Below are 19740 nucleotides of genomic sequence, written 5' to 3'. Positions count from 1 at the left end.
TTACAGGGCTTGCATCAGCGACTGCAGCATCTCGTTCTCCGCGGTGATGACCTTGGAGTTGGCCTGGTAGTTGCGCTGCGAGGTCATCAGGCTGACCAGCTCCGAGGTCACATCGACGTTGGAGGTTTCCAGCGAAGCGACCGTCAGTGCGCCGGCGATGCCCTGGCCGGCTTCGGACAGGTTGGCGTTGCCGGACTGCACGTTGGCGGTCCAGGACGTTTCATTGACCGGGGTCAGCGCATCTTCATCCGGGAAGGTGGCGATGGCCAGGCGGGCGATGGCTTGCTTTTCGCCGTTGGAGTACTTGGCCACCACGTTGCCGGCCTGGTCCAGTTCCACGCCCACGTAGCTGCCGGCCGCGTAGCCGTCGGCGGCGTTGGTCGAGGTGGTCGATTCGCCTTTCTGGAAGGTGGTACCGGTGTAGTCGATCTCGACGGTCATGGCGGCTGCCGGGGCGGCGGCGAAGCTCAGGTTGTGGGCATAGGAGGCGCCGCCGTTGGCCGCCAGGTCCAGCTGGCCGCTGGTGTCGAAGGTCAGGGTGTAGGGCGAACCGCCGGCGGCGCCCAGGTCGGTGCCGTCCACTGCCGAGTACACCTTGACGGTGCGCGCTGCCACGTCTTTCACGAAATACTGGGTCACGGTGTGTTCATTGCCCAGCGAGTCGTGCACCACGGTGACCTTGGACATGTTGTACATGTTGGCGTCAGGCACCACGGCCGGGGTGACGGTAGCGTTCGGCAGCTTGGTGGTGATATTGCCGGTTGGTACAGTCCAGTCGGCCGACATATTGGCCACGAAATCGATGTTGGTGGTGGCCTTGGCGGTCAGCAGGTTGGTCGGCACCTTGATGTCGCCCATCGGGCCGGCCACCATGCTTGGCGGGGTCAGCTGGAAGCCCTGCACCTTGGCGCCGGCGCTGTTGACCAGGAAATCGGTGGCATCCTTGGTGAAGATGCCGACGCGGGTGTAGTTGGTCTGGCCGGTGGAATCCTTGGCCACGAAGAAGCCGCGGCCATTGATCAGGGCGTCCAGGCCGCGGTTGGTGGCCTGGATGCCGCCGTTCAGGCCGATCGACTGGGTGGTCGAACCGACGTGCACGCCGGTCGGCTGCGCACCGGCGTGCAGCGAGGCGAAGTTGGCGCGGCTGGACTTGAAGCCGTAGGTCCCGGCGTTGGCGATATTGTTGGAAATCGTGCCCAGTTGCTCGTTGATGGCCTGGATGCCGGACAAAGCGATATCGAAACTCATGGCGAGGACCTTTCGTTAAATAGCGGAAGTCGGGGTTTTGCCCCGGAATGCGGTAATGGCGGAAGGCGATACCTCGCCCACGGAATCAATCTTGACGGTAACGCTACCGGCGGCGCCGACCTGAACGCTGTCGAGGCGGCCCTGCACGGCCAGCGGCGCGTTCGGGTTGCTCTCGCTGGCCAGGCGCATGGAATAGCTGCCGGCTGGCAGGCCGAGCGCGGCAGGGTCGATGGTGAACTGGTGGGTGCCCGCAGGCAGGGTGCCCATGACGATTTCAACCTGTTGGCCGTTGCTGCCGGTCAGCACCAGGCTGGTCTTGGCCGAGCTGCTGCCCAGGGTCGCTTCGCCCACCACCTTGTGGCCATCGATGTTCACCTGGCTGGACTGCACCATCACGTCGGAGCCGACCTGGGCGCCCATGGCCAGCACCTGCATCGATTGCAGCACGGAGGCGTTGGCGGTGGTCAGGCTGGCCAGGTTCTGCAGCGCTTCGGTTTGCGAGAGCTGGGTCAATTGCTGGACGAACTGCGAGGGGTCTTGCGGCGACAGCGGGTCTTGGTTCTTGATCTGGGCCACCAGCAGCTTGGTGAACATGTCGCGCCCTTCGTTGGAGGCGCCGTTCAGCGCCACGCCGGTCGGGTTGCTGTTTTGCGCAGCAGCGTTGGTAAACAGGTTGGTTTCCATCAGGATTCACCGAGTTTGAGCAGGGAAGCCTGCATGCCGCGGATGCGGCCCAGCACTTCCACATTGGTTTCAAAAGCACGCGAAGCCGACATCATGTCGGTCATCTCGGCCACCTGGTTGACATTCGGGTAGAACACCATGCCGTCGGCATTGGCCAGCGGGTTGCCGGGCTCGTACACCTTCCGCAGCGGTTCGGCCGACTCGACCACGTCCAGCACCTGCACCCGGCCGCCGGCTGCGGCGTCGACGTTGTCGTCCATGACGGTGGCGAAGACCGGCTTGCGGGCGCGGTAGGTTTCGGCCTCGCTGCCGGCCACCGAGTCGGCATTGGCCAGGTTGGAGGCGACGGTATTCAGGCGCACTGTCTGTGCCGCCATCGCCGAACCGGCAATTTGCGCAATGTCTTTAAAGCTCATGAAAAATCCCCTTATTGACCGTTGATGGCTTTGGCGATGCCACGCAATTTCATGTTGATGAAGGTCAAACTGGTTGCGAAGTCAGTTGCATTTTGCGAGAAAGCGGCTTGCTCCACGCCAATTTCAACGGTGTTGCCGTCGCCGCTGGGGTGGTAGGGCACGCGGAACTTGGTTTCACCATCTCCCTCGAGGATTGGCTCACCGGACAGCTCCGCTTCGACGCGCGCCAGCGACTCCTTGAAGTCGATATCCTGGGCTGAATAGCCCGGCGTATTCTCGTTGGCGATGTTCGATGCCAGGACGCGCGTACGTTGCGCGCGCAGCTGCAATGCATCCGCATGCAAACCCAGCGCGTCCTTGAAATTAATGGCCATTGTTGCTCTCCTCTGGTAATGTCCCAGCGAATTTACAGTCTAAAGGTATTGCCCATGCCCAACAATCCCATTGTACAGGTTTTCGGTGGAATATTGCTCATAGGAATTTTAAATTTCAGACTTGCAACTGCTTCAACAATGGAAGAATTGCTAAGCAAAGTGAAACTAGCTGCAGAAAAGCAATTGCAAAACAATGCAGAAAGCCAACGCTGGCTGGAGCCGAAGTTCGATGTCGAAGTCATAAAGACCAATCGCGTCATTCCTTCCTGTCCCTCTGAGACACGGGTTGAGAGCCTGGACCAGCGCGGCATCGCACGCATGCGTTTCGTGGTGGTTTGCCCAAGCTTGCAAGGTTGGCGCTATGAGTTCCTTGCCAAGGGCAAGGTGTCGGCAAACGTTGCAGTTGCTGCCACCGATTTAATTTCCGGAAAAATTCTGTCGCCTATAGACTTGTTGCGGGAGCGCCACGATATCACCTTGATTCCCGATGCTTTTTCCGACTTTGGCGAGCTCGAGGGGATGGCTGCGCGGCGCACCATCCGCGCCGGCGAAGTCATTCGGCAGAATATGTTGGCAGCGCCACAACTGGTCAAGCGCGGCGACCAGGTGCGCATCGTCGCCAAGCGCGAGCAGATCGAGGTGTCGATGGCGGGCGAAGCCCTGGACAATGGCACGCGCGGCGCCATCATCCGAGTGAAAAACAGCAGCGGCACCCAGATCCGGGCGCGCGTTATTGATGCTGGGACTGTTGAGCCTGCAGACTTGCCTTGATGCTGGCGGCAACCCGGCCCAGCTTGTCGGCGTAGGCGGGATCGGTGGCATAGCCGCCGGCCTGCAGCGCGTGTGCAAAGGCTTGCGCGTCGCTGCCGGTGTTGAGGGCGCGCCGGTAGCGTGGATTGTCGAGCAGCATGCCGGCATAGTCTTCGAACGAGCCGCCCATGTCGCCGTAGCCGCGGAAGCGCTCGTTGCGGCTGTGCGCGACGCCGTCTTCCACTTCCAGCGTGGCCAGCGCCTGCACGGCGCCCTGCCAGTTGCCGCCAGCCTTGATGCCGAACATATTGTTGCCCGGGGCATGGCGGCCCCAGCCTGATTCCAGCGCCGCGTGGGCGGCCACCAGTTCCGGCGCCACGCCAAGCCTTGCCGCGGCCGCTTCCGCATGCGGGCGGATCGCTTCCAGGAAGGCTTGCTGGGCTTCGCTGGGCACCCCGGCCTCGGGCGTTGCCTCGCTGCCGCCGAAGGCGCGCGCAGCAATGCGGGCGCGCAGGGCGGCGCCATCGGCAGTCAGGGCGTTGCCGGCGCCGGGCGCAGCGGCGCCCGGTGCGTCGGCTGCCGCAATATAGCGTGCAACTTCGGCATGCACCTGGCGGAAGGTGGCGCTGCCCGCGCCGCCGCTGGCGGCCGGGGAAGGGCTGAAGGCTGCCGGCAGCGCAGGGCGCGTCGCGCTCATATTGCTGACGGTGGCTGCCGTGGCCTGGGTCGGCGCGGTGGCGGCGGTAAAGGCCCGGAAAGGCGTGAATTCAGACCGGCTCATAGGTTTGATCGTCGCCATGCAGCACGCGCTGCATGATGGTGTATTGCTCCGCCAGCAATTCGGCATTGCGGCGGCCCATTTCGCGCGCCGTCTGCACCATGCCTTCCAGTTGCGCCCAGTCGGCTTCGAGGCGCGCACGCGCATCGGGCTTGAGCAGGGTGAACACTTGTTCCATGGAGGGCTGGGCGCCGACCAGGCGGGTTGCCAGTTCGACGCGCTGGGCGCGGCGCGCTTCCAGCACATCGACCAAAGCGCCGATTTCTTTAGCGATTTCGCCCAGGCGTTCGCTCTGGTGGCGGATCGCCGCTTCAAATTGCTGGGCAATCAGGTCCAGCATCTGCTGGTAATTGTGCAAGTCCGCCTTGATGCCGTCGAGCAGCAAGCGCATGGCGTCCTGGCGGCTGATCTCGCTCACTGCTCGCCCCGGTGGAACTTCTGGATCAGGCCGGCCAGCTTGCCGGCGTCGAACGGCAGTTCGCCCTTGGCCAGGGCGTCGCGCAACTGCGCCACGCGCTCGTGGTCGATGTCGCCCATCTCTTTCATGGCCTGGATGGCGGGTTGCATCACGGCCGATTCCAGCTCGCGCCGGGCGGCCGGGGCGGCGCTCGGGCGCGCCGCGTCGGCCGGCGCGCTGTCGGCCACGGTCTGCACCGGGGTGCCTGGGGTAGAACCGGAAATCCTCATACGGTTTCCTCTTGACTTAACATTAATTGCCATTGCTTTTCCCCTTGCCAGGCAGCAGTTGTTGTCGCAATTGCTGCAACAGGCCGGGTTCGGGCAAATCCGATTCCCGGATGATAGCAGTCTTGCTGCTTGGCATGCCAAACATATCGGCGATGGCTTTCGCCTGCGTGTTGGTCAGGATCAGCAGTTCGATCCGGCGGTTGACGCCAGCATCGGCCCGTTTGGCATCGAGCGGCGCACGGTCGGCCATGCCGACCACCTGCAGCACGCTGTCCTGCGGCATGCTGCCGGCCAGCAGCTGCGAGCGCGCGGCCATGGCGCGGTTGCTGGACAGGTTCCAGTTGGAGAAGGCCTTGTAGCTGGTATCGGCATACTGCGAGGAGTCGGTATGGCCGACGATCAGCATCTGGTTTTCCATCTTGGCGAACAGCGGGCCCATGCTCTGCAGCAGGCGCGCGAACTTGTCGGTCGGCACCGCCGAGCCGCGCACGAACATGCCCTGGCTGTCGGTATCGTGCAACATCACGCGCAAGCCATACGGCGTGACCACCGATTCCAGATTGCTGGCCAGGCCGGTTTCCTCGCTCATCCTGGCGAGCGTCTTGGCCAGCAGCTTGAGGTCTTCCGGCGTTTCGTAGCGCACCCGGTTTTCCGCCGTGTCGGTCGGGCTCTTGTTGAAGCCCTGGGTGGCATTGCCGTCCACATCGGTATTGCCGGTGCGCGGCATCGGGAAGCGTTCGATCAGGCTGCCGCGCGGGCCGCCCACCTGTTCCGGCATCACGCCCTTGCCGACGTCGGTCTTGCTGCCGTCGGACTGGGTCAGCACGTGTTCCAGCGATTCCTGGTTGCGCACGGCCATCAGCCATAGCACCAGGAACAGGCACATCAGGGCCAGGCAGAAGTCGGCAAAGGCAACCTTCCAGGCGCCGCCATGCTCGTCGTGCTTGTGCTTGCCACCGCCGCGCTTGACGATGGTTTGCTCATGGTGCTTGTCATGCGGCTTTAGCACGGCCACCTCCTCGGCGCGAAGTCGATTCCGGCTCGTCGCCGCCTTCCATCGCATTGATCCAGCCTTCGAGCTGGGCGAAGCTAGGCTTGATGTTCAGCTGCACCAGGCGGCGCCCGGCGTCGATGGCCAGCAGCGGCGGCTTGCCGGCCACGTGGGTGACCAGCACCACTTTCACGCATTCCATGGTGGACGCTTCCTGGCTGACCAGCTGCTTGAGCATGTTGGAAATCGGGTCCAGCACGCCGTAGCAGAAGAAGATGCCGATGAAGGTGCCGACCATGGCGGCGCCCACGTGCTCGGCGATCTCGGCCGAGGTGGCGCCTTCGCCCACCGTGCCCATGGTGATCACGATGCCCAGCACCGCGGCCAGGATACCGAAGCCCGGCATGGCTTCGCCGATCTTGCCCAGCGACTTGGCCGGCTGGGTCAGTTCTTCGTGGATGGCTTCCAGTTCCTGCTCCAGCACGCCTTCCAGTTCGTGGGCGTTGATCTTGCCCATGGCCATCAGGCGGAAGTTGTCGACGATGAAGGCCAGCAGCTTGGGCTCGTCCAGGATCAGCGGATAGCGCTGGAACAGCGGCGATTCGCGCGGCGCTTCGACGTGGGCGTCAAGTGCCTTCAGGCCGCCGGCCGCCAGTTGCAGCAGTTCATACATCAGCAGCAGCAGCTGGCGCTGGAATTCCGAGTCGTACTTCTTGCGCGACATCAGGTGCTTGACCTGCACCATGGTTTCCGACAGCACGTGGCGCGGGTTGCCGATGACAAAGGCACCGATGCCGGCGCCGGCAATCACCAGCAGTTCCAGCGGCTGCCAGATCGCAGTGAAGTGGCCGCCCATCATGGCGTAGCCACCGAACACCGAGCCAAACACGATCATGATGCCGAATAGTTGCTGCATGGTTTATGCCTTTCGATTGGTCTTCCAGGTGGGCTGCGGCTCAGGCCGCCAGCACCGCTTTCATCTTGTTCAGGGCCTGCTTGTTCAACTGGCAGACACGGGCGTCGGTCAGGTCCAGCACGGCGGCGATTTCTTTGTAGCTGAGCTCGAATTCGTAATACATCTGGATCACGCGCTGCTCGCGTTCGTCCAGGCCGTTCAGCGCCTGTTCCAGGCTACGGCGTATCATCAGCTGCTCTTCGGGGCCGGCCACGCCGCCGGTGTCGGCCAGGGTGTCCTGCAGGATGTCGTCGAAGCTGGCGATGGTCTCGGCATTCTCGTCCAGCAGATAAGCCTGGTAGGCCTCGGCATCGAGGCCGAGCGCTGTCATGATTTCCTGTTCGCCCGGCTCGCGGCCCAGCTTGCGCGTCAGCTCGCGCACCGCATCGCGCATCTTGTGGCTTTGCTGGCGCACCGCGCGCGGGCGCCAGTCCTGGCGGCGCAGCTCGTCGAGGATGGCGCCGCGCACGCGCAGCGCGGCGTAGCTGCCGAAGCCGGCATCGGGCTCGCCGTAGCGGCGCAGCGCTTCAAGCAGGCCCATCAAGCCAATCTGCTCCATGTCGTCGCGGTCGATCGCGCCTTGCACCTGCGAATTCAGCTGGCGCACGATGCGCTTGACCAGCGGCGCGTAGGCGAGCAGGTGCTTCTGCTCGTCGGCCACGCTGACTGCGGCGTAGCTCTCGGCATAGGGATCTGCAACCGTATCCACCAAGCCCATGGCCTTTACTCCAGGATCAACTTGCCAATCATCACTTGCTCGAAGGGGCGTTCGCGCGCCTCCTTGGTGTAGGCTTCATCGTAAGCCTTGTTCAATTCCTCGACAAACTGGTCAATGGTCATCATCGACGCCTTTTCCATCGGCAGGGCCGACAGGGCGCGCACGGCAACGCTGCGCAGCATCGGGAGGGCTTCCTTGGCTTCCTTTTCCTGCTTGGCCGTGGTCGAGATGACGAGGTCGGCCGACATATAGTGCGGCACGGTCTCGCCCGGCTGGCGGCGCAGCATGACGATGACTTTCTCGATGGTCAGGTACTTCAGGGGCTCGCCCGGTTTTTTCTCCTCGGCTGCCGCCTTGGCCGGCTCGGCGCTCTTGCCTTTCATGAGCCAGACGGCGCCGCCGGCGGCGCCTGCACCCACCAGCAGCACGGCTGCCACGATCAGGACCAGTTTCTTGTTCATCTAATGCTTACTCCCGTTCGCCCAACATGGCAAAAGTGGTGTTGCCGGCATCGCTGCCTTCCAGGGCGCGGCCCGGCTGGCGCTGCTGTTCGCGTTGCTGCTGCGCGTCCTGCTGGCGCTGCTGCTGGCCGCCATCGGCCAGGCTGCGCGCATTGCTGGAAGACACCGTGACGGCTACCTCGCCGAACTGGCGCTGCGACAGGTCCTGGCGCACGGCGTCGCCGATGGTGTTGAGCTGGCGCAGCACTTCGCTGTGGCTGGCGGCGATGTTCACCTGCAGGGCGCCGCCGCTGTGGCGCACGGAAATTTCCACGCTGCCCATGTTTGGCGGTTCCAGGCGGATCACGGCGCGCTCGTCATTGCGAGCCAGTTGCAGCTGCAGGCGGTCGCCGAGGGCGGCGCGCAGCGGCTGCTGCCATTGCTCCGGGCTGCCGCTCAATTGCAGCGTATCGCCGGGCTGGGGCGCGGCTGCATTGGCCAGCACGCTGCGGAAGCCGGGCAGGGCGCCGGCATCGGCCGGCTGGCGCTGGCTGTCGGCCAGCAGGCTGGCGCTGTCCTTGGCGGCCAGCGGGGCGGCCGTGCTGTCGGCGGCCTGGCCTTGCAGGGCGTTGAGCGCGCTGGCCAGGGCTTCGCTGGCCGAGCTGCGGGTCGCCGCGGCGGGCGTGGCGGCCGGCAGCACCGGGCTGGCAGCAGGGCGGGCTGCCGCGGCGAGCAGGGCGCTGCGGGTGTCGGGCAGCGGTGCTGCCGGCGCCCTGGCGGCCTCGGCCTGCGCGCCGGCGCCGGCTTCACGGGCGGCCAGGGCGCTGGCCTGGGCCTGCTGGCGCAAGAGCAGGCTGCTGGCGTTGGCCTTGGCGGCGGGAGCGGTCAGGGCGGCGGCGACGGCTGCCACGCTGTCGGGCGTGGCGCCCGGCGTGCCGCCGTTCAGCGGCAGCGTGCCCATGGCAGGCAGCATGGTGGCCAGGGCGGCCGCGGCGGCTGCCGTGTCGTCGGCAGGCTTGGCCGGGGTGCTTTCCTGGTCGGCGCTGCTGCCGGCCATGGCGTCCAGCAGGGCGCCGAACGGCGCCGGCACCATGGCGGCGGCATCCAGCAGCACGCCGGCCAGGCCGCTGGCCGGCGCAGCGCTGTCAGCCGTGCTGCCGCGGGCCGCATCGGCCGCTGCGGCGCCGTTGGCGGCCGGCGGCGGCAGGCCGGCAGCGCCGGCGGCTGTTGGGACGGGAGCGGCAGGGGCCGCAGGCAAGTTGATCATGCTCAGGTTCCGGTTGCAGCGTCACCGCTGTCGAGGGCATAGGCAAGCCAGCCCTCTCTGTTGTTCGTCATATCGCTCAGGTGCTGGCCAGTCTCGACGGTGGCGCTATCAACTCTTGCCACAGCCGCGACGTGCAAATCACGCAGCGCCGCCAGCGCTGCGCGCTCGGCCGGCGTCCACGCACCCTGCGCTGCCAGCGCCGGCAGGGTGGAGGTCATCAAAGTATTAATCGCCGCCAGTGCCGCCCAGTCGCTGGCGGCAGTGGCGGCGCTCAGCTGCTGCGCAAGCTGCAGCAGCGTCCCATGCCTATCCATGCTTGTCGTGCACGCCTTGCCAGCCGGCGCGGATCGTGGTCAGCAGGCCCACCACCTCGTCGATGACGGCAGGGTCCATGTCCACGCCGGCGCGGTACAGGCGGGCAGCGCAATAGTCGTACAGGCGGCCCAGGTTGGCCACCACCTCGCCGCCTTGCTCGAAATCGAGCGAGCTGGCGAGGCCGTTGATGATCTCGGTGCACTTGTCGAGGCTGAGCGCCTTTTGTTCGTAGCGCTTGCCAAGGATGTGGCCGCGTGCACGGGCCAGCTCTTCCAGCAGGCCGTCGGTCAGCACCAGCACCAGTTCGATCGGCGTGGCGCGGGCCGTCTGTGCATCCAGGTTCGTGGCGTGATAGCTGCCGTAGGCGTCGTGGTCCATTGTTTAAGACTTTCAGGAATCGGATTTGCTGAACATCGCTTCAAACATGCTGCTCGTTCCGCTCATCTGGGACTGCAGGGATTGCAGCTGGGTGAACTGGTTCAGGTAGCGCTTGTAAGCGTTGTCGTATTGGGTTTCCAGCGCGGCCTGGCGGGACACGAGCTGGGACTGCAGTTTGGCGTTGGCATCCTTGCGGGTGGCGAGCTGGCCGGTGCCGGCCTTGGTCCAGCTGTTGACCAGGGTATCGAGGTTGCCCAGGACGCCCGTCGGCATGGTGCCGGTCTTGCCCAGGATCGCGTCCAGGCCGGTCGGGTTGGTGGCCAGGGTCTTGTCCAGGCGTGTCTTGTCCAGCGCCAGGGTGCCGTCGCGCTGGGCCGTGACGCCATAGTTGACCAGGCTGACCCCGCCGACCGCCGTGCGCAGCAGCGATTGCATGCGCGATTTCAGCGAAGCAAGGCCGGCGTCGGAGGCATAGATGCCGCTGGCCGTGCCTTTGGCAACGTTGCCGGCTGCCGTCAGTTCGCCGATCGAGGCCAGCATCTTGTTCCACTGGTCCACGAAATTCTGCACATTGGTCGCGGTAGCGCTGCTGTCGCGCGCGACATTCAGGGTGACCGGCACGCCGCCCGTCTGGGCCTTGGTGAAGGTCATCGAGACGCCATCGACCACATTGAAGGTGTTCGACGCTTGCGTGATCTTGTTGCTCGGATCGCCGCCCGGGGCACCGACCCAGACCACGGCATCGGTGCCGTTCTGCAGCACGCGGTTGGCATCGGCCAGCTGCGCCTGCAACGCTGGATCGCCCAGGTTGGTGGTGTCGATGCCGGCCACGCCATTGGCCTGGCCGGTCACATTGGAGGTCAGCACCAGCCGGGTCTGGCCGTTGACGGTCAGGGTGGAGGCGGTCACGCGCGAATTATTGGTCGCCTCCATATTGATGGCAGCGGCAATTTCTTTCGCGCTCAGCGTATTGTTCAGGTCCTTGTCGCCGTTGGCCAGGCTGACGGTGAAGCTGCTGCCATCGGCCAGCTTGACGGACAGGGTGCCGGCGGCCGCGCCGGTCACGGCCGAATCGGTCATGCCGCTGTAGGACACCTGGCCGACCGTGGCCAGCTGCTCGACGTAGAACTGGTAATTGCCGGCGGCCGCCGAGGCGGTTGCCGTGGCCGTGCCGACATCGGAGCTGAATGTTGCCTTGTTGGCTACAACCGAGCCGGACGAGGTCGTTGACGACAGGGCGCTGCGGAAGGTGCCCAGGGCCGAGCTCAGCTTGCTCAGCGCCTTGTCGATCGCCGTCGCGGTAGCAGACTGGGAATCCAGCATCGACTGGCGCCCCTGGATATACATCTGCGCCAGTTGGGTGGCCGTGGTCTTGGGATCGTAGGTGGGGACAGAAGTAGCCATTTCTCGTGCTCCGAAGAAATTAAATGAAGTGTACCAAGGTAAGAGGCGACCAAAGTGATGACTTCATGAAATATTCGGTTCAGCCTTTCATTTATGTCCGCGGTACCACAGTTGGGTTGCCAGTTCGTCATGCCGCTTGCGCTCTTGCGCACGCTGCGCAGTGGCCGCTGCGTCCTGGTGGCGCTCCAGCACCTGGCCCAGCACTTCGCGCTTGACGTAGGCGGCGGTCAGGGCGCGCTGCGACACGGCCATGTCGGCCTCGTGCATGTGCAGGTTGAGGCGCTGGCTGTCGGCCATGGCCATCACGCCTTGCTTGTAATCGCCGCAATTGATGGCCAGGGCCATCGGCAGGCGGCCGGACGGGCCGCTGCTTTCGTACAGGGTGGTCAGCTTGTCGAGCGTCTTCCGGTAGCGGTCGCGCACGCTTTCCTTGGCGGCCATTTCCGTTTGCAGTTTGTCGACTTCATTGCTGCGCATGTCGACCAGGGTCGACAGGCTGCGAATAGTGGTTGTCGTCATGCCATGAGCCTTTCAAGTTGGTCCACGCAATTGGCGTAGGGGGCCGGTTCCTTGGTCCCCTGGCACAGGAATTCTTCGATATGCGGATGCAGGTTGACAGCCTTGTCGGTGACCGGATCGGCGCCCGGCACGTAGGCGCCCAGCGGGATCAGGTCGCGCACCCGTTCATGGCGCGCCATCGAGGCTTTCAGTGCACGCGCCGCCAGCATGTGCTCGCGCGTGATCACATGGTTCATGCAGCGGCTGATCGAGGCGGCAATATTGATCGCCGGGTAGTGGCCGCGCTCAGCCAGTTCGCGCGTCAGCACGATGTGGCCGTCCAGGATGGCGCGCGCGGTGTCGACTACTGGATCCTGCTGGTCATCGCCTTCGGCCAGCACGGTGTAGATCGCGCTCATGCTGCCGTATGGATTTTCGCCATTGCCGGCCGATTCGACCAGCTGGGGCAGGGCGGAAAACACCGATGGCGGATAGCCCTTGGTGGCGGGCGGCTCGCCCAGTGCCAGCGCCACCTCGCGCAGTGCCATCGCATAGCGCGTCAGCGAATCGACCAGCAGCAGCACGTTCTTGCCCTGGTCGCGGTAATGGGCCGCGATCGAGTGGCACAGCTCGGTGGCCATGATGCGCATCAAGGGCGACTCGTCGGCCGGCGCGATGACCAGCACGGCTTTCTTCAAGCCTTCCGGACCCAGCGACATTTCAATGAACTCGCGCACCTCGCGCGAACGTTCGCCGATCAGGCCCACTACCACCACGTCGGCCACGGTCTGGCGCGTGATCAGGCCCAGCAGCACGGACTTGCCGACGCCGGAACCGGCCATCAGGCCGACGCGCTGGCCCTTGCCCAAGGTCAGCATGCTGTTGATCGCGCGCACCCCCACGTCGAGTGCATCGACTACCGGCTGCTTCCTGAGCGGGTTGATGCGCGGCGGCTGGGCGTCGAGCGCGTATTCACCGCCCAGCTTGCCCAGGCCATCGATCGGTTCGCCAATGCCGTTCACCATGCGGCCCAGCCAGCTGTCGCCAATCTGCAAGCTGCCTTTTTCGTTGGACGGCAGCACGCGTGCGCCGGTGGTCAAGCCGGCAGCTTTCTTGAACGGCATCAGGAAGGTCAGCTTTTCGCGGAAGCCCACCACTTGCGCGTCGAGCCATTCGCCATCGACTGTCTCGATCTGGCAACGCTGGCCGGTATGCAGCTTGCAACCGGTAGCCTCCAGCAGCAGGCCGGAAGCCCCCACCAGGCGCCCGGTCGGGGTGGCCAGCGGTACGTCATCGAGTTCCAGTTTGCGCAGTGCGTCTGCAATCATTCTTCGCTCTCAGCGTCGTCACCGCCATCGGCGGCCTGCAACTGATTATCGACCTGTTCCATGACAGCAGCAAGACGCTGGTGGCAACCGGCATCGACTTCGCTATCGCCGGCACGGATGCGGCATTCGCCCAGGTCGAGGCGGGCATCGCCGATCAGGTTCCAGCGCTTGGCGCGCTTCGGATCGACTTCCATGATGCGTTTGACTTCTTCCGGATTCAGGTAGACATCGATCTCGTCGCGCGTTGGCGGCATCGAGGCCAGGGTCTCGTCGACCAGGGCCATGATCTGCACCGGCTGCAGCGCGAGCTCGGCGCGGATCACGTTGCGCGCCACTTTCGCCACCAGGTCCACCACTTCCTTGCGCTGGGCGGCGCGGTAATCGGCGCGCAGCTTCTTCAGCGATTTGAGCATGCCGTCGACCGGGCGCGCCAGGTGGTCGAAGCCGACCAGGGTTTCCTGGCGGCCTTCTTCACGGCCCAGCTCCACGCCTTGCTGGCGGCCGGCTTCAAAGCCGTCTTCCTGGCCGCGCTGCAAGCCGATTTCATAACCGTCGCGCTGGCCCTGCTCGAAACCTTCGCTGACCGAAGCCTGCCATTGGGCGGCATCGGCCACGTGGCCCTGGCCGGCGACGCGCTGGCCATTGGCGCCGTGCACGTACTGCTGCAAAGGCGGGAAGCGGTAAGGGCGGAACTGTTTCATCACTCGACCACCGTTTCAGCGAACAGCTGCACTTCGACTTCGCCGGCATCGGCCAGCGCCTTGACAGTGGCCATGATTTCCTGGCGCGTCGCTTCGATGCGCGACATCGGCACCGGGCCGGCGCGGCGCATCATGTCTTCGAAGGCCTGCGCCTGGCGCTTCGGCATGGTCTTCAGCACCGCGTCGCGGATCGCCTGTTCGGCGCCCTTGAGCGCGATGGCCCACTGCTCGAGCGGCACTTCCTCGATGATGCGGGTGAGCGTGACTTCGGTCTGGGTCGACAGGATGAGGAAGTCGTACATCTGCATCTCGATCTGTTCCACCACTTCCGGGTCGTGGGCGCGCAGCAGCTCGACGATCTGGGCGCGGTTGCTGGGCAGGCGGTTCAGGATCTCGGCCACCTGGCGCACGCCTTCCACGCTGGTCGACTGCGAGTCGAACGAGGACAGGCAGCGGTTCACCAGTTCTTCCAGTTCCAGCAGCAGGTCGCGGTCGATCTCGTCCAGGCGCGCCATGTTCAGCAGCACCAGGTCGCGTCCTTCCAGCGGCAGCGCATCGAGGATCTGGCCGGCCAGCGCCGGCGGCAGAAAGGCCAGGAACACCGCCTGCATCTGCACGTGTTCGTTGGCAATGTAGTCGGCCAGCCACTTCGGCGAGGCCCACTGCAGGCGCGCCATTTTCGGGCGCAGCTCGTCGCCGTAGATGTTGTTCAGTACGGTATTCGCGATATCGCCGCCCAGCGCCAGGTCGAGCGAGCGCTTGAGGAAGGAGCGCGAAGCTCCGTGCACGCCGGACTGCTGGCGGTAGTCGTCGAAGAAGGTCTGCATGGCGGTCTTCACTTCTTCCACCTTGATGCCGCTCATGCGCGACATGACCTGGGTCACTTCCAGCAATTCTTCACGCGACAGGCAGCGCAGCACGGCAGCAGCCGGCTCTTCGCCGATCGACAGCAGCACGATCGCGGCTTGCTCGACCGGGCTCAGGCCCTGTTCCTGGTCCAGGTTATTGTTGATGTCGGCCATTTTTCTGCATCCATTGTTTGACGACTTCGGCTACGCGTTCCGGCTCTTTCTCGGCCAGAACCTTGAGGTGGTCCACCATCACGTCCACCGGCGAACCGGCAGGCGGCAAATCGTAGTTTTCCAGCAGCGGCACCATCGGCATCTGGCTGCCTTGCAGCGCTGCCGGCTTGGCGCCGGCTTCTTCCTGCGCTTGCGGAGAGCCTAGAGCAGCTGCCGCGCCGGCGGCGCCCGGCACGGCCGTCGCGCTGCCCGGGATCGGCGTAGCCTCGGCCTGGCGCGCCGCCGCGCCGGCCAGGGCCGGCTTGGCCGCCTGCGCCGGCGTGGCCGGGGCGAAGCGCGCAGTCAGCAGGCGCAGCAGCGGGCGGGCCAGCAGCAGGTAAGCCAGCAGCAGGGCCACCGCGTAACCAAGCCAGTTGACCGAATCGACCACCGTATCGCGTTCCTGCCACCATGGCACGTCGGCCGCCTTGGCAGGGAAGTTCATGGCGCTTACCACCAGCTTGTCGCCGCGTTCTTCATTGATGCCCAGGCCGCTGCGCAGCACCTTGTCGATGTTGGCAATCTCAGGTGCGGTCCAGCCAGTCTTCGGGAAGGGGGCGGCAGCCTGTGCCAGCACCACGGCCACGTTCTGCCGCACCAGGCGGCCGCGGGCGCGCTTGGTCTGGGTGATGCTGCGGTCATAGGCGAACTGGCGCGTGGTCGCGTTCTTGCGCGCGGTGCCTTCCGGCGCCTGGCCGGGCGCGCCAGCCGCGCCGGCTGCGGCCGCTGCATCGGCCGCCTGCTGCTGCGGCGGACGGTTGGACAGGGTGCCAGGCACGCCCATCGCGATGCGGTTGCGGTCCTGCTCTTCGCGCATGGCTTCGCTGGTTACCTTGGGGTCGGCGCCATATTTTTCAACGGTTTCTTCGACCTTGTCGTTGTCGACATCGGCGGTCACGCTGACGCGGAAATTGCTGTCGCCAACGATAGGGCCCAGCAGGCCCTTGATGTTGGCGCGGATTTCTTCCTGCTGGCGCTTGGCGTTCTCATTGGTCGAGGTCGAGGCATCGAACGCCTCCGTCAGGTCGACGTGCGAGGACAGCAGGTTGCCGGCCTGGTCGACCAGGCTCACACGCGCCGGGCTCAGCGAAGCGACGCTGCCTGCCACCATGTTGACGATGGCGGCGATATGTTCAGGCGCGAGCGTGCGTCCTGGCTTGGTAGCGATAACTACGGAGGCCGACGACTTCTCGCCATCGCTCGACACGAAGGAAGTGGACTTGGCGATCGACAGGTGCACGCGCGCATGGGCGATCGCGTCGAGGGTCATGATCGAATTGGCCAGTTCGCCTTCCAGGCCGCGGCGGAAACGCACGTCCTGCACGAATTGCGAGACGCCGAGCGGGTCGTTCTTGTCCATGAGTTCCAGGCCGGCCGGCAATTGCGCGGTCACGCCCTTGGCGGCGAGCAGCATGCGCACCTGGCCCAGCTTACCTTCCGGCACCAGCACCTGGCCGGTTTCCGGATGGATGCGGTAAGAAATCTTTTCCGCGTCGAGCACGTTCATCATGTCGGCGGTCGCGACTTTTTCGCGCTGGCCGAATACCGGCTTGTAGCCGCTCTGGTCCTTCCACAGGATCATCAGCACCAGCGCCGTCACGCCGACAGCGAGCAGCAGCAGGGGATACAGGTTCTTCAGGACAGCCGGCGGCACCGCTGGTGCCGCAGCGCCGCGCCAGCGTCCGAGGGCGGACTTGAGGTTAGCAATCACGTCAGGTCTTTCGAGAAGGAAGGCGGAAACTACAGATTACAGCGGAAGCTTGATCAATTCATCGACCGCACCCATCACCTTGTTGCGCACCTGCATCAGCATCTGGAACGACAGGCTGGCTTCCTGGCTGGCGAGCATGGCGCCCACCAGGTCGTCGCTGCGGCCGGCATCGACATCGGCCATCTTTTGACCGGCATCAAGGTCCTGCGCATTGACGCCGGCAATGGCGTCTTGCATCGTTTGGGCAAAGGAAAAAGTGGCGCCCGGCTGCGGCGCGTTGAACTGGGCGGCAGGTGCGATGAGGTTGGCGTGCTGCGTCAGCTCGGCGGCCGCATTGTTCAGGGATGCCAGGTCGGCCTTGATCAGGCCAGCGAATTCATTTGCCATAAAACACCTCAGGTTGGTTGCGTCAGGGCGCGCTTTCGTTACCAATACTGCAACACCATTGACTTCCAGTCACTAACCAACAATCTGGACTAAATGTTAAATGGTGCCGTACGGGAACATGCAGTGTAACCCGATTTCTGGTTCGTAACAACCGCTTACAAATCGCAAAACTACTTATAAATCATGCACTAAGGATAGTTTTTGCAACCAACTGATGTTACATTGCAATAATGAAGCTTACTCTTTGGAAACTTTTATGTAAAGTCTTTTTGACCAAAGAGCTACTTGATTCATGGCAATACTGAGGGATTTGAGTTATTCTACGCTTCCAAGATCATCCTGAGCGCAGAACTTTGCGATAGGATTGCAGCAGACGGATGGCCAACTATGACTACCTCTCAAAGCACTGTGCAATACGAAGTACTTGACCCTTGCTTGCTGGGGCGGCCGGTACACCGGCTGCCCGAGTTTGCCGCGCAGTTGCGCGAAGACCTGGCCCAGGCCATGCGCCTGAACGTCCACCGCCGTTACTGGGGCACGTTCCAGGTGGACGATGTGTCCTTCAGCCGCCTCGACGGCAGCGAAGCGCGCCAGCGCTGGCTGGGTTTTGCAGCGCCTTCCGGGCAACTGGGTTTTGCGTTGGAGCGTAAGATACTGCTAGGCGTATTGAATTACCGTTACGGGCGCGCCACCCGCGCCGATGCCGCTGTTGACGAACAGGCCGTGCGAGTTACCGCTACCGAGGAACGCCTGGCTGTGGTTCTGGGGCAACAGCTGGTGAGCATTCTGGCAGCGCGAATTGAAAGTAACCTGCCTGCAAGCGGGCGCGAACTTGGCGAAGAGGAAAGCATCAAGGCAAGCAGCGCCGCCCAGCCCGGCAAAGGAAGCTGGGTGGTCACTGTTTCGCTCAGCGATGGCGAACTGCAGGGCAAGGCCTGGTTTGCGCTCGACAAGCAAGTGATGGGCAGTGTGCTGGCCGGCCTGATGCCGGAGCGCGATGCCGGCAAGAAGGGCAACAAGCATCCAGGGCCGCTGGCGGCGCGGCTCCAGGTTGGCCTGAGCGGCCGGCTGGTTTCCAAGGAAACCACGCTGGGCGCCATGTTCGACCTGCGTGTGGGCGATGTCATCCCGATCAGCCTGCACAGGGCAGACGTTATGCTCGAAGAATCCCGCCTGTTTACAGCTGCGGTCACTGAGCACAAGGGCAAACTCTGCTTAACCTCTTTTGAAGATTCCGAATGAACATGATGAATAACCCGAACGGTTCCAACGACTCCATGCTGGACGATATGTCGGAAGAAATGATCATCGACCAGGTATCGCAGGATTTGAGCGACGTGCCGGCGCCGCGTGCCGGCCGGCGCGACCTGCCTGCCATGATGCGCAAGATTCCCGTCACGCTGACGCTGGAGGTTGGCTCGGCCCGCCTGTCGCTGCAGGACCTGATGCAGATCGGGCCGGACAGCGTGGTGGAACTCGACATGCTGGCCGGGGAACCGCTGACCATCAAGGTCAACGGCACCGCGATCGGCCGCGCCGAGGTGGTGGTGGCCGGCGAAAACTACGGCCTCAAGGTCATCGATCTGGACGGGTTGAACCTCGACATGATGGCGCCATGACGGCGCGCCGCCTGGTGCCCGGCCTGGCGGCCGGGGCAGTGCTGCTATGTGCCTGCGCGCCCGCGTGGGCCCAGGATTTGCTGGCCGGGGTGGTCCCTGGCGCCAAGACCGACTTGTCGGTGAAGATGCAGATCCTGGTCATCATGACCCTGCTGGGCTTGCTGCCCATCATGGTCATGATGATGACCAGCTTTACCCGTTTCGTCATCGTGCTGTCGCTGCTGCGCCAGGCCCTGGGCCTGCAGCAGGGCTTGCCCAACCGTATCATCACCGGCGTGGCGCTGATCCTGACCCTGCTGGTGATGAAGCCGATCGGGGACGCGGTGTGGCGCGACGCTTTCGTGCCCTACGACCAGGACAAGATCGGCTTGCAGGATGCGCTGAAAATTGCCGAGAAGCCGATATCGCGCTTCATGCTGGCCCAGACCAGCAAGGCTTCGCTCAGGCAGATCGCCCACCTGGCCGGCGAAGACGCGATTACCAATCCCGCCGACCATGCGTTCACCGTCAAGCTGGCGGCGTTTGTCTTGTCTGAATTGAAGACGGCATTCCAGATCGGTTGCCTGCTGTTCATTCCCTTCCTGATCATCGACCTGGTGGTATCGTCGGTGCTGATGGCAATGGGTATGATGATGCTGTCGCCGCTGGTGATTTCGCTGCCGTTCAAGCTGCTGCTGTTCGTGCTGGTCGATGGCTGGACATTGACTGTCAATACGCTCGTGACGAGCATACAGGCCTATTAGGTGACAAAGCGATGCTGACGCCCGACGTGGCCGTCGACCTGATCGTCGAGGCCCTGCATATCGTAATGATCATGGTCATGGTGCTGGTGGTGCCAGGGCTGGTCGCGGGCCTGCTGGTGGCGCTGGTGCAGGCCGCGACGCAAATCAATGAGCAGACGCTGAGCTTCCTGCCGCGCCTGCTGGTCACCCTGCTGGCCATTGTCCTGACGGGGCGCTGGATGTCCAGCTACCTGATGGATTATTGCGTGTCGATCTTCCAGCGCGCGGCAACTCTGGTGGGGTAGCGG

At 64.1% G+C, this 19740-nt stretch carries 26 protein-coding genes; 5 read left to right on the top strand and 21 right to left on the bottom strand.

From position 1 onward, the window contains the following. From ACN9M3_RS19025 to flgB, 4 genes are read right to left on the bottom strand one after another with little or no spacing between them, the layout of a single operon-like run. Nucleotides 1–1248, bottom strand: coding sequence for a flagellar hook protein FlgE (locus tag ACN9M3_RS19025; RefSeq protein WP_426162065.1), 1248 nt, complete (start codon nucleotides 1246–1248; stop codon nucleotides 1–3). Between the two features lie 15 nt (nucleotides 1249–1263). After that, nucleotides 1264–1932, bottom strand: a complete 669-nt coding sequence (locus ACN9M3_RS19020) for a flagellar hook capping FlgD N-terminal domain-containing protein (protein ID WP_426318311.1) — start codon at nucleotides 1930–1932, stop codon at nucleotides 1264–1266. After that, complete coding sequence (gene flgC / locus ACN9M3_RS19015; protein WP_426162063.1) at nucleotides 1932–2348, bottom strand: flagellar basal body rod protein FlgC; 417 nt, start codon at nucleotides 2346–2348, stop codon at nucleotides 1932–1934. The genes ACN9M3_RS19020 and flgC overlap by 1 nt, the downstream gene beginning before the upstream one ends. A gap of 11 nt (nucleotides 2349–2359) precedes the next feature. Continuing rightward, nucleotides 2360–2722, bottom strand: a complete 363-nt coding sequence (flgB, locus tag ACN9M3_RS19010) for a flagellar basal body rod protein FlgB (RefSeq protein WP_426318310.1) — start codon at nucleotides 2720–2722, stop codon at nucleotides 2360–2362. Nucleotides 2723–2776: 54 nt separating this feature from the next. On the opposite strand from flgB, the gene flgA reads away from it, so the two are divergent. Further along, nucleotides 2777–3493: a flagellar basal body P-ring formation chaperone FlgA gene (gene flgA / locus ACN9M3_RS19005; protein ID WP_426162061.1), complete on the top strand. Its 717-nt coding sequence runs from the start codon at nucleotides 2777–2779 to the stop codon at nucleotides 3491–3493. On the opposite strand, the gene ACN9M3_RS19000 is transcribed toward flgA, so the two are convergent. The 17 genes from ACN9M3_RS19000 to ACN9M3_RS18920 all read right to left on the bottom strand — a co-directional run bounded on the left by ACN9M3_RS19000 (nucleotide 3453) and on the right by ACN9M3_RS18920 (nucleotide 17091). Further along, a complete protein-coding gene (locus ACN9M3_RS19000; protein ID WP_426318309.1) occupies nucleotides 3453–4253 on the bottom strand; it encodes a glycoside hydrolase family 73 protein in 801 nt (266 codons plus the stop codon). The genes flgA and ACN9M3_RS19000 overlap by 41 nt on opposite strands. Beyond that, a complete protein-coding gene (flgN, locus tag ACN9M3_RS18995; protein WP_426318308.1) occupies nucleotides 4240–4668 on the bottom strand; it encodes a flagellar export chaperone FlgN in 429 nt (142 codons plus the stop codon). Before flgN ends, ACN9M3_RS19000 begins: the two co-directional genes overlap by 14 nt. After that, nucleotides 4665–4937 (bottom strand): flagellar biosynthesis anti-sigma factor FlgM, encoded by a 273-nt coding sequence (gene flgM / locus ACN9M3_RS18990; RefSeq protein ID WP_426162058.1) that lies wholly within the window; start codon nucleotides 4935–4937, stop codon nucleotides 4665–4667. The genes flgN and flgM overlap by 4 nt, the downstream gene beginning before the upstream one ends. A gap of 22 nt (nucleotides 4938–4959) precedes the next feature. Then, nucleotides 4960–5946, bottom strand: a complete 987-nt coding sequence (locus tag ACN9M3_RS18985; RefSeq protein WP_426162057.1) for a flagellar motor protein MotB — start codon at nucleotides 5944–5946, stop codon at nucleotides 4960–4962. After that, the gene (gene motA / locus ACN9M3_RS18980) at nucleotides 5930–6844 is read right to left on the bottom strand and encodes a flagellar motor stator protein MotA (protein WP_426162056.1); all 915 of its coding nucleotides are present in this window, start codon (nucleotides 6842–6844) and stop codon (nucleotides 5930–5932) included. Before motA ends, ACN9M3_RS18985 begins: the two co-directional genes overlap by 17 nt. 40 nt (nucleotides 6845–6884) lie before the next feature. Then, nucleotides 6885–7601, bottom strand: a complete 717-nt coding sequence (gene fliA / locus ACN9M3_RS18975; RefSeq protein WP_426318307.1) for an RNA polymerase sigma factor FliA — start codon at nucleotides 7599–7601, stop codon at nucleotides 6885–6887. A 5-nt stretch (nucleotides 7602–7606) separates the two neighbouring features. After that, a complete protein-coding gene (locus ACN9M3_RS18970) occupies nucleotides 7607–8062 on the bottom strand; it encodes a flagellar basal body-associated FliL family protein (RefSeq protein WP_426162054.1) in 456 nt (151 codons plus the stop codon). A 7-nt stretch (nucleotides 8063–8069) separates the two neighbouring features. Next, nucleotides 8070–9308, bottom strand: coding sequence for a flagellar hook-length control protein FliK (locus ACN9M3_RS18965; RefSeq protein WP_426318306.1), 1239 nt, complete (start codon nucleotides 9306–9308; stop codon nucleotides 8070–8072). 2 nt (nucleotides 9309–9310) lie between these two features. After that, a complete protein-coding gene (locus ACN9M3_RS18960) occupies nucleotides 9311–9622 on the bottom strand; it encodes a hypothetical protein (protein ID WP_426318305.1) in 312 nt (103 codons plus the stop codon). Further along, the gene (fliS, locus tag ACN9M3_RS18955; protein WP_426162051.1) at nucleotides 9615–10001 is read right to left on the bottom strand and encodes a flagellar export chaperone FliS; all 387 of its coding nucleotides are present in this window, start codon (nucleotides 9999–10001) and stop codon (nucleotides 9615–9617) included. The genes ACN9M3_RS18960 and fliS overlap by 8 nt, the downstream gene beginning before the upstream one ends. Before the next feature lie 12 nt (nucleotides 10002–10013). After that, nucleotides 10014–11405: a flagellar filament capping protein FliD gene (gene fliD, locus ACN9M3_RS18950; RefSeq protein WP_426318304.1), complete on the bottom strand. Its 1392-nt coding sequence runs from the start codon at nucleotides 11403–11405 to the stop codon at nucleotides 10014–10016. An 87-nt stretch (nucleotides 11406–11492) separates the two neighbouring features. After that, nucleotides 11493–11924, bottom strand: coding sequence for a flagellar export protein FliJ (gene fliJ / locus ACN9M3_RS18945; protein WP_426318303.1), 432 nt, complete (start codon nucleotides 11922–11924; stop codon nucleotides 11493–11495). Then, a complete protein-coding gene (fliI, locus tag ACN9M3_RS18940) occupies nucleotides 11921–13231 on the bottom strand; it encodes a flagellar protein export ATPase FliI (protein ID WP_426162048.1) in 1311 nt (436 codons plus the stop codon). The genes fliJ and fliI overlap by 4 nt, the downstream gene beginning before the upstream one ends. Continuing rightward, nucleotides 13228–13932, bottom strand: coding sequence for a flagellar assembly protein FliH (gene fliH, locus ACN9M3_RS18935; RefSeq protein ID WP_426162047.1), 705 nt, complete (start codon nucleotides 13930–13932; stop codon nucleotides 13228–13230). The genes fliI and fliH overlap by 4 nt, the downstream gene beginning before the upstream one ends. Then, nucleotides 13932–14954 carry a flagellar motor switch protein FliG gene (locus ACN9M3_RS18930; RefSeq protein ID WP_426162046.1) on the bottom strand — a complete coding sequence of 341 codons (1023 nt, stop codon included), beginning with the start codon at nucleotides 14952–14954 and terminating at the stop codon, nucleotides 13932–13934. Before ACN9M3_RS18930 ends, fliH begins: the two co-directional genes overlap by 1 nt. Beyond that, nucleotides 14935–16704, bottom strand: coding sequence for a flagellar basal-body MS-ring/collar protein FliF (fliF, locus tag ACN9M3_RS18925; protein WP_426318302.1), 1770 nt, complete (start codon nucleotides 16702–16704; stop codon nucleotides 14935–14937). The genes ACN9M3_RS18930 and fliF overlap by 20 nt, the downstream gene beginning before the upstream one ends. A gap of 36 nt (nucleotides 16705–16740) precedes the next feature. Continuing rightward, entirely contained in the window at nucleotides 16741–17091 is a 351-nt protein-coding gene (locus ACN9M3_RS18920; protein ID WP_426162044.1) for a flagellar hook-basal body complex protein FliE, read from the bottom strand. Between the two features lie 387 nt (nucleotides 17092–17478). On the opposite strand from ACN9M3_RS18920, the gene ACN9M3_RS18915 reads away from it, so the two are divergent. From ACN9M3_RS18915 to fliQ, 4 genes are read left to right on the top strand one after another with little or no spacing between them, the layout of a single operon-like run. Further along, nucleotides 17479–18333 carry a FliM/FliN family flagellar motor switch protein gene (locus tag ACN9M3_RS18915; RefSeq protein ID WP_426318301.1) on the top strand — a complete coding sequence of 285 codons (855 nt, stop codon included), beginning with the start codon at nucleotides 17479–17481 and terminating at the stop codon, nucleotides 18331–18333. 2 nt (nucleotides 18334–18335) lie between these two features. Next, entirely contained in the window at nucleotides 18336–18710 is a 375-nt protein-coding gene (locus ACN9M3_RS18910; RefSeq protein ID WP_426172241.1) for a FliM/FliN family flagellar motor switch protein, read from the top strand. Continuing rightward, nucleotides 18707–19453 carry a flagellar type III secretion system pore protein FliP gene (fliP, locus tag ACN9M3_RS18905; RefSeq protein WP_426162042.1) on the top strand — a complete coding sequence of 249 codons (747 nt, stop codon included), beginning with the start codon at nucleotides 18707–18709 and terminating at the stop codon, nucleotides 19451–19453. Before ACN9M3_RS18910 ends, fliP begins: the two co-directional genes overlap by 4 nt. Before the next feature lie 11 nt (nucleotides 19454–19464). Further along, nucleotides 19465–19737: a flagellar biosynthesis protein FliQ gene (gene fliQ / locus ACN9M3_RS18900; protein ID WP_055924555.1), complete on the top strand. Its 273-nt coding sequence runs from the start codon at nucleotides 19465–19467 to the stop codon at nucleotides 19735–19737. The last annotated feature ends 3 nt before the right edge of the window (nucleotides 19738–19740 follow it).

Origin of the sequence: Pseudoduganella sp. R-43 (genome assembly GCF_049913255.1) — a bacterium.
GTDB lineage: Bacteria > Pseudomonadota > Gammaproteobacteria > Burkholderiales > Burkholderiaceae_D > Rugamonas.
This window is presented reverse-complemented; position numbering and strand designations above follow the sequence as displayed.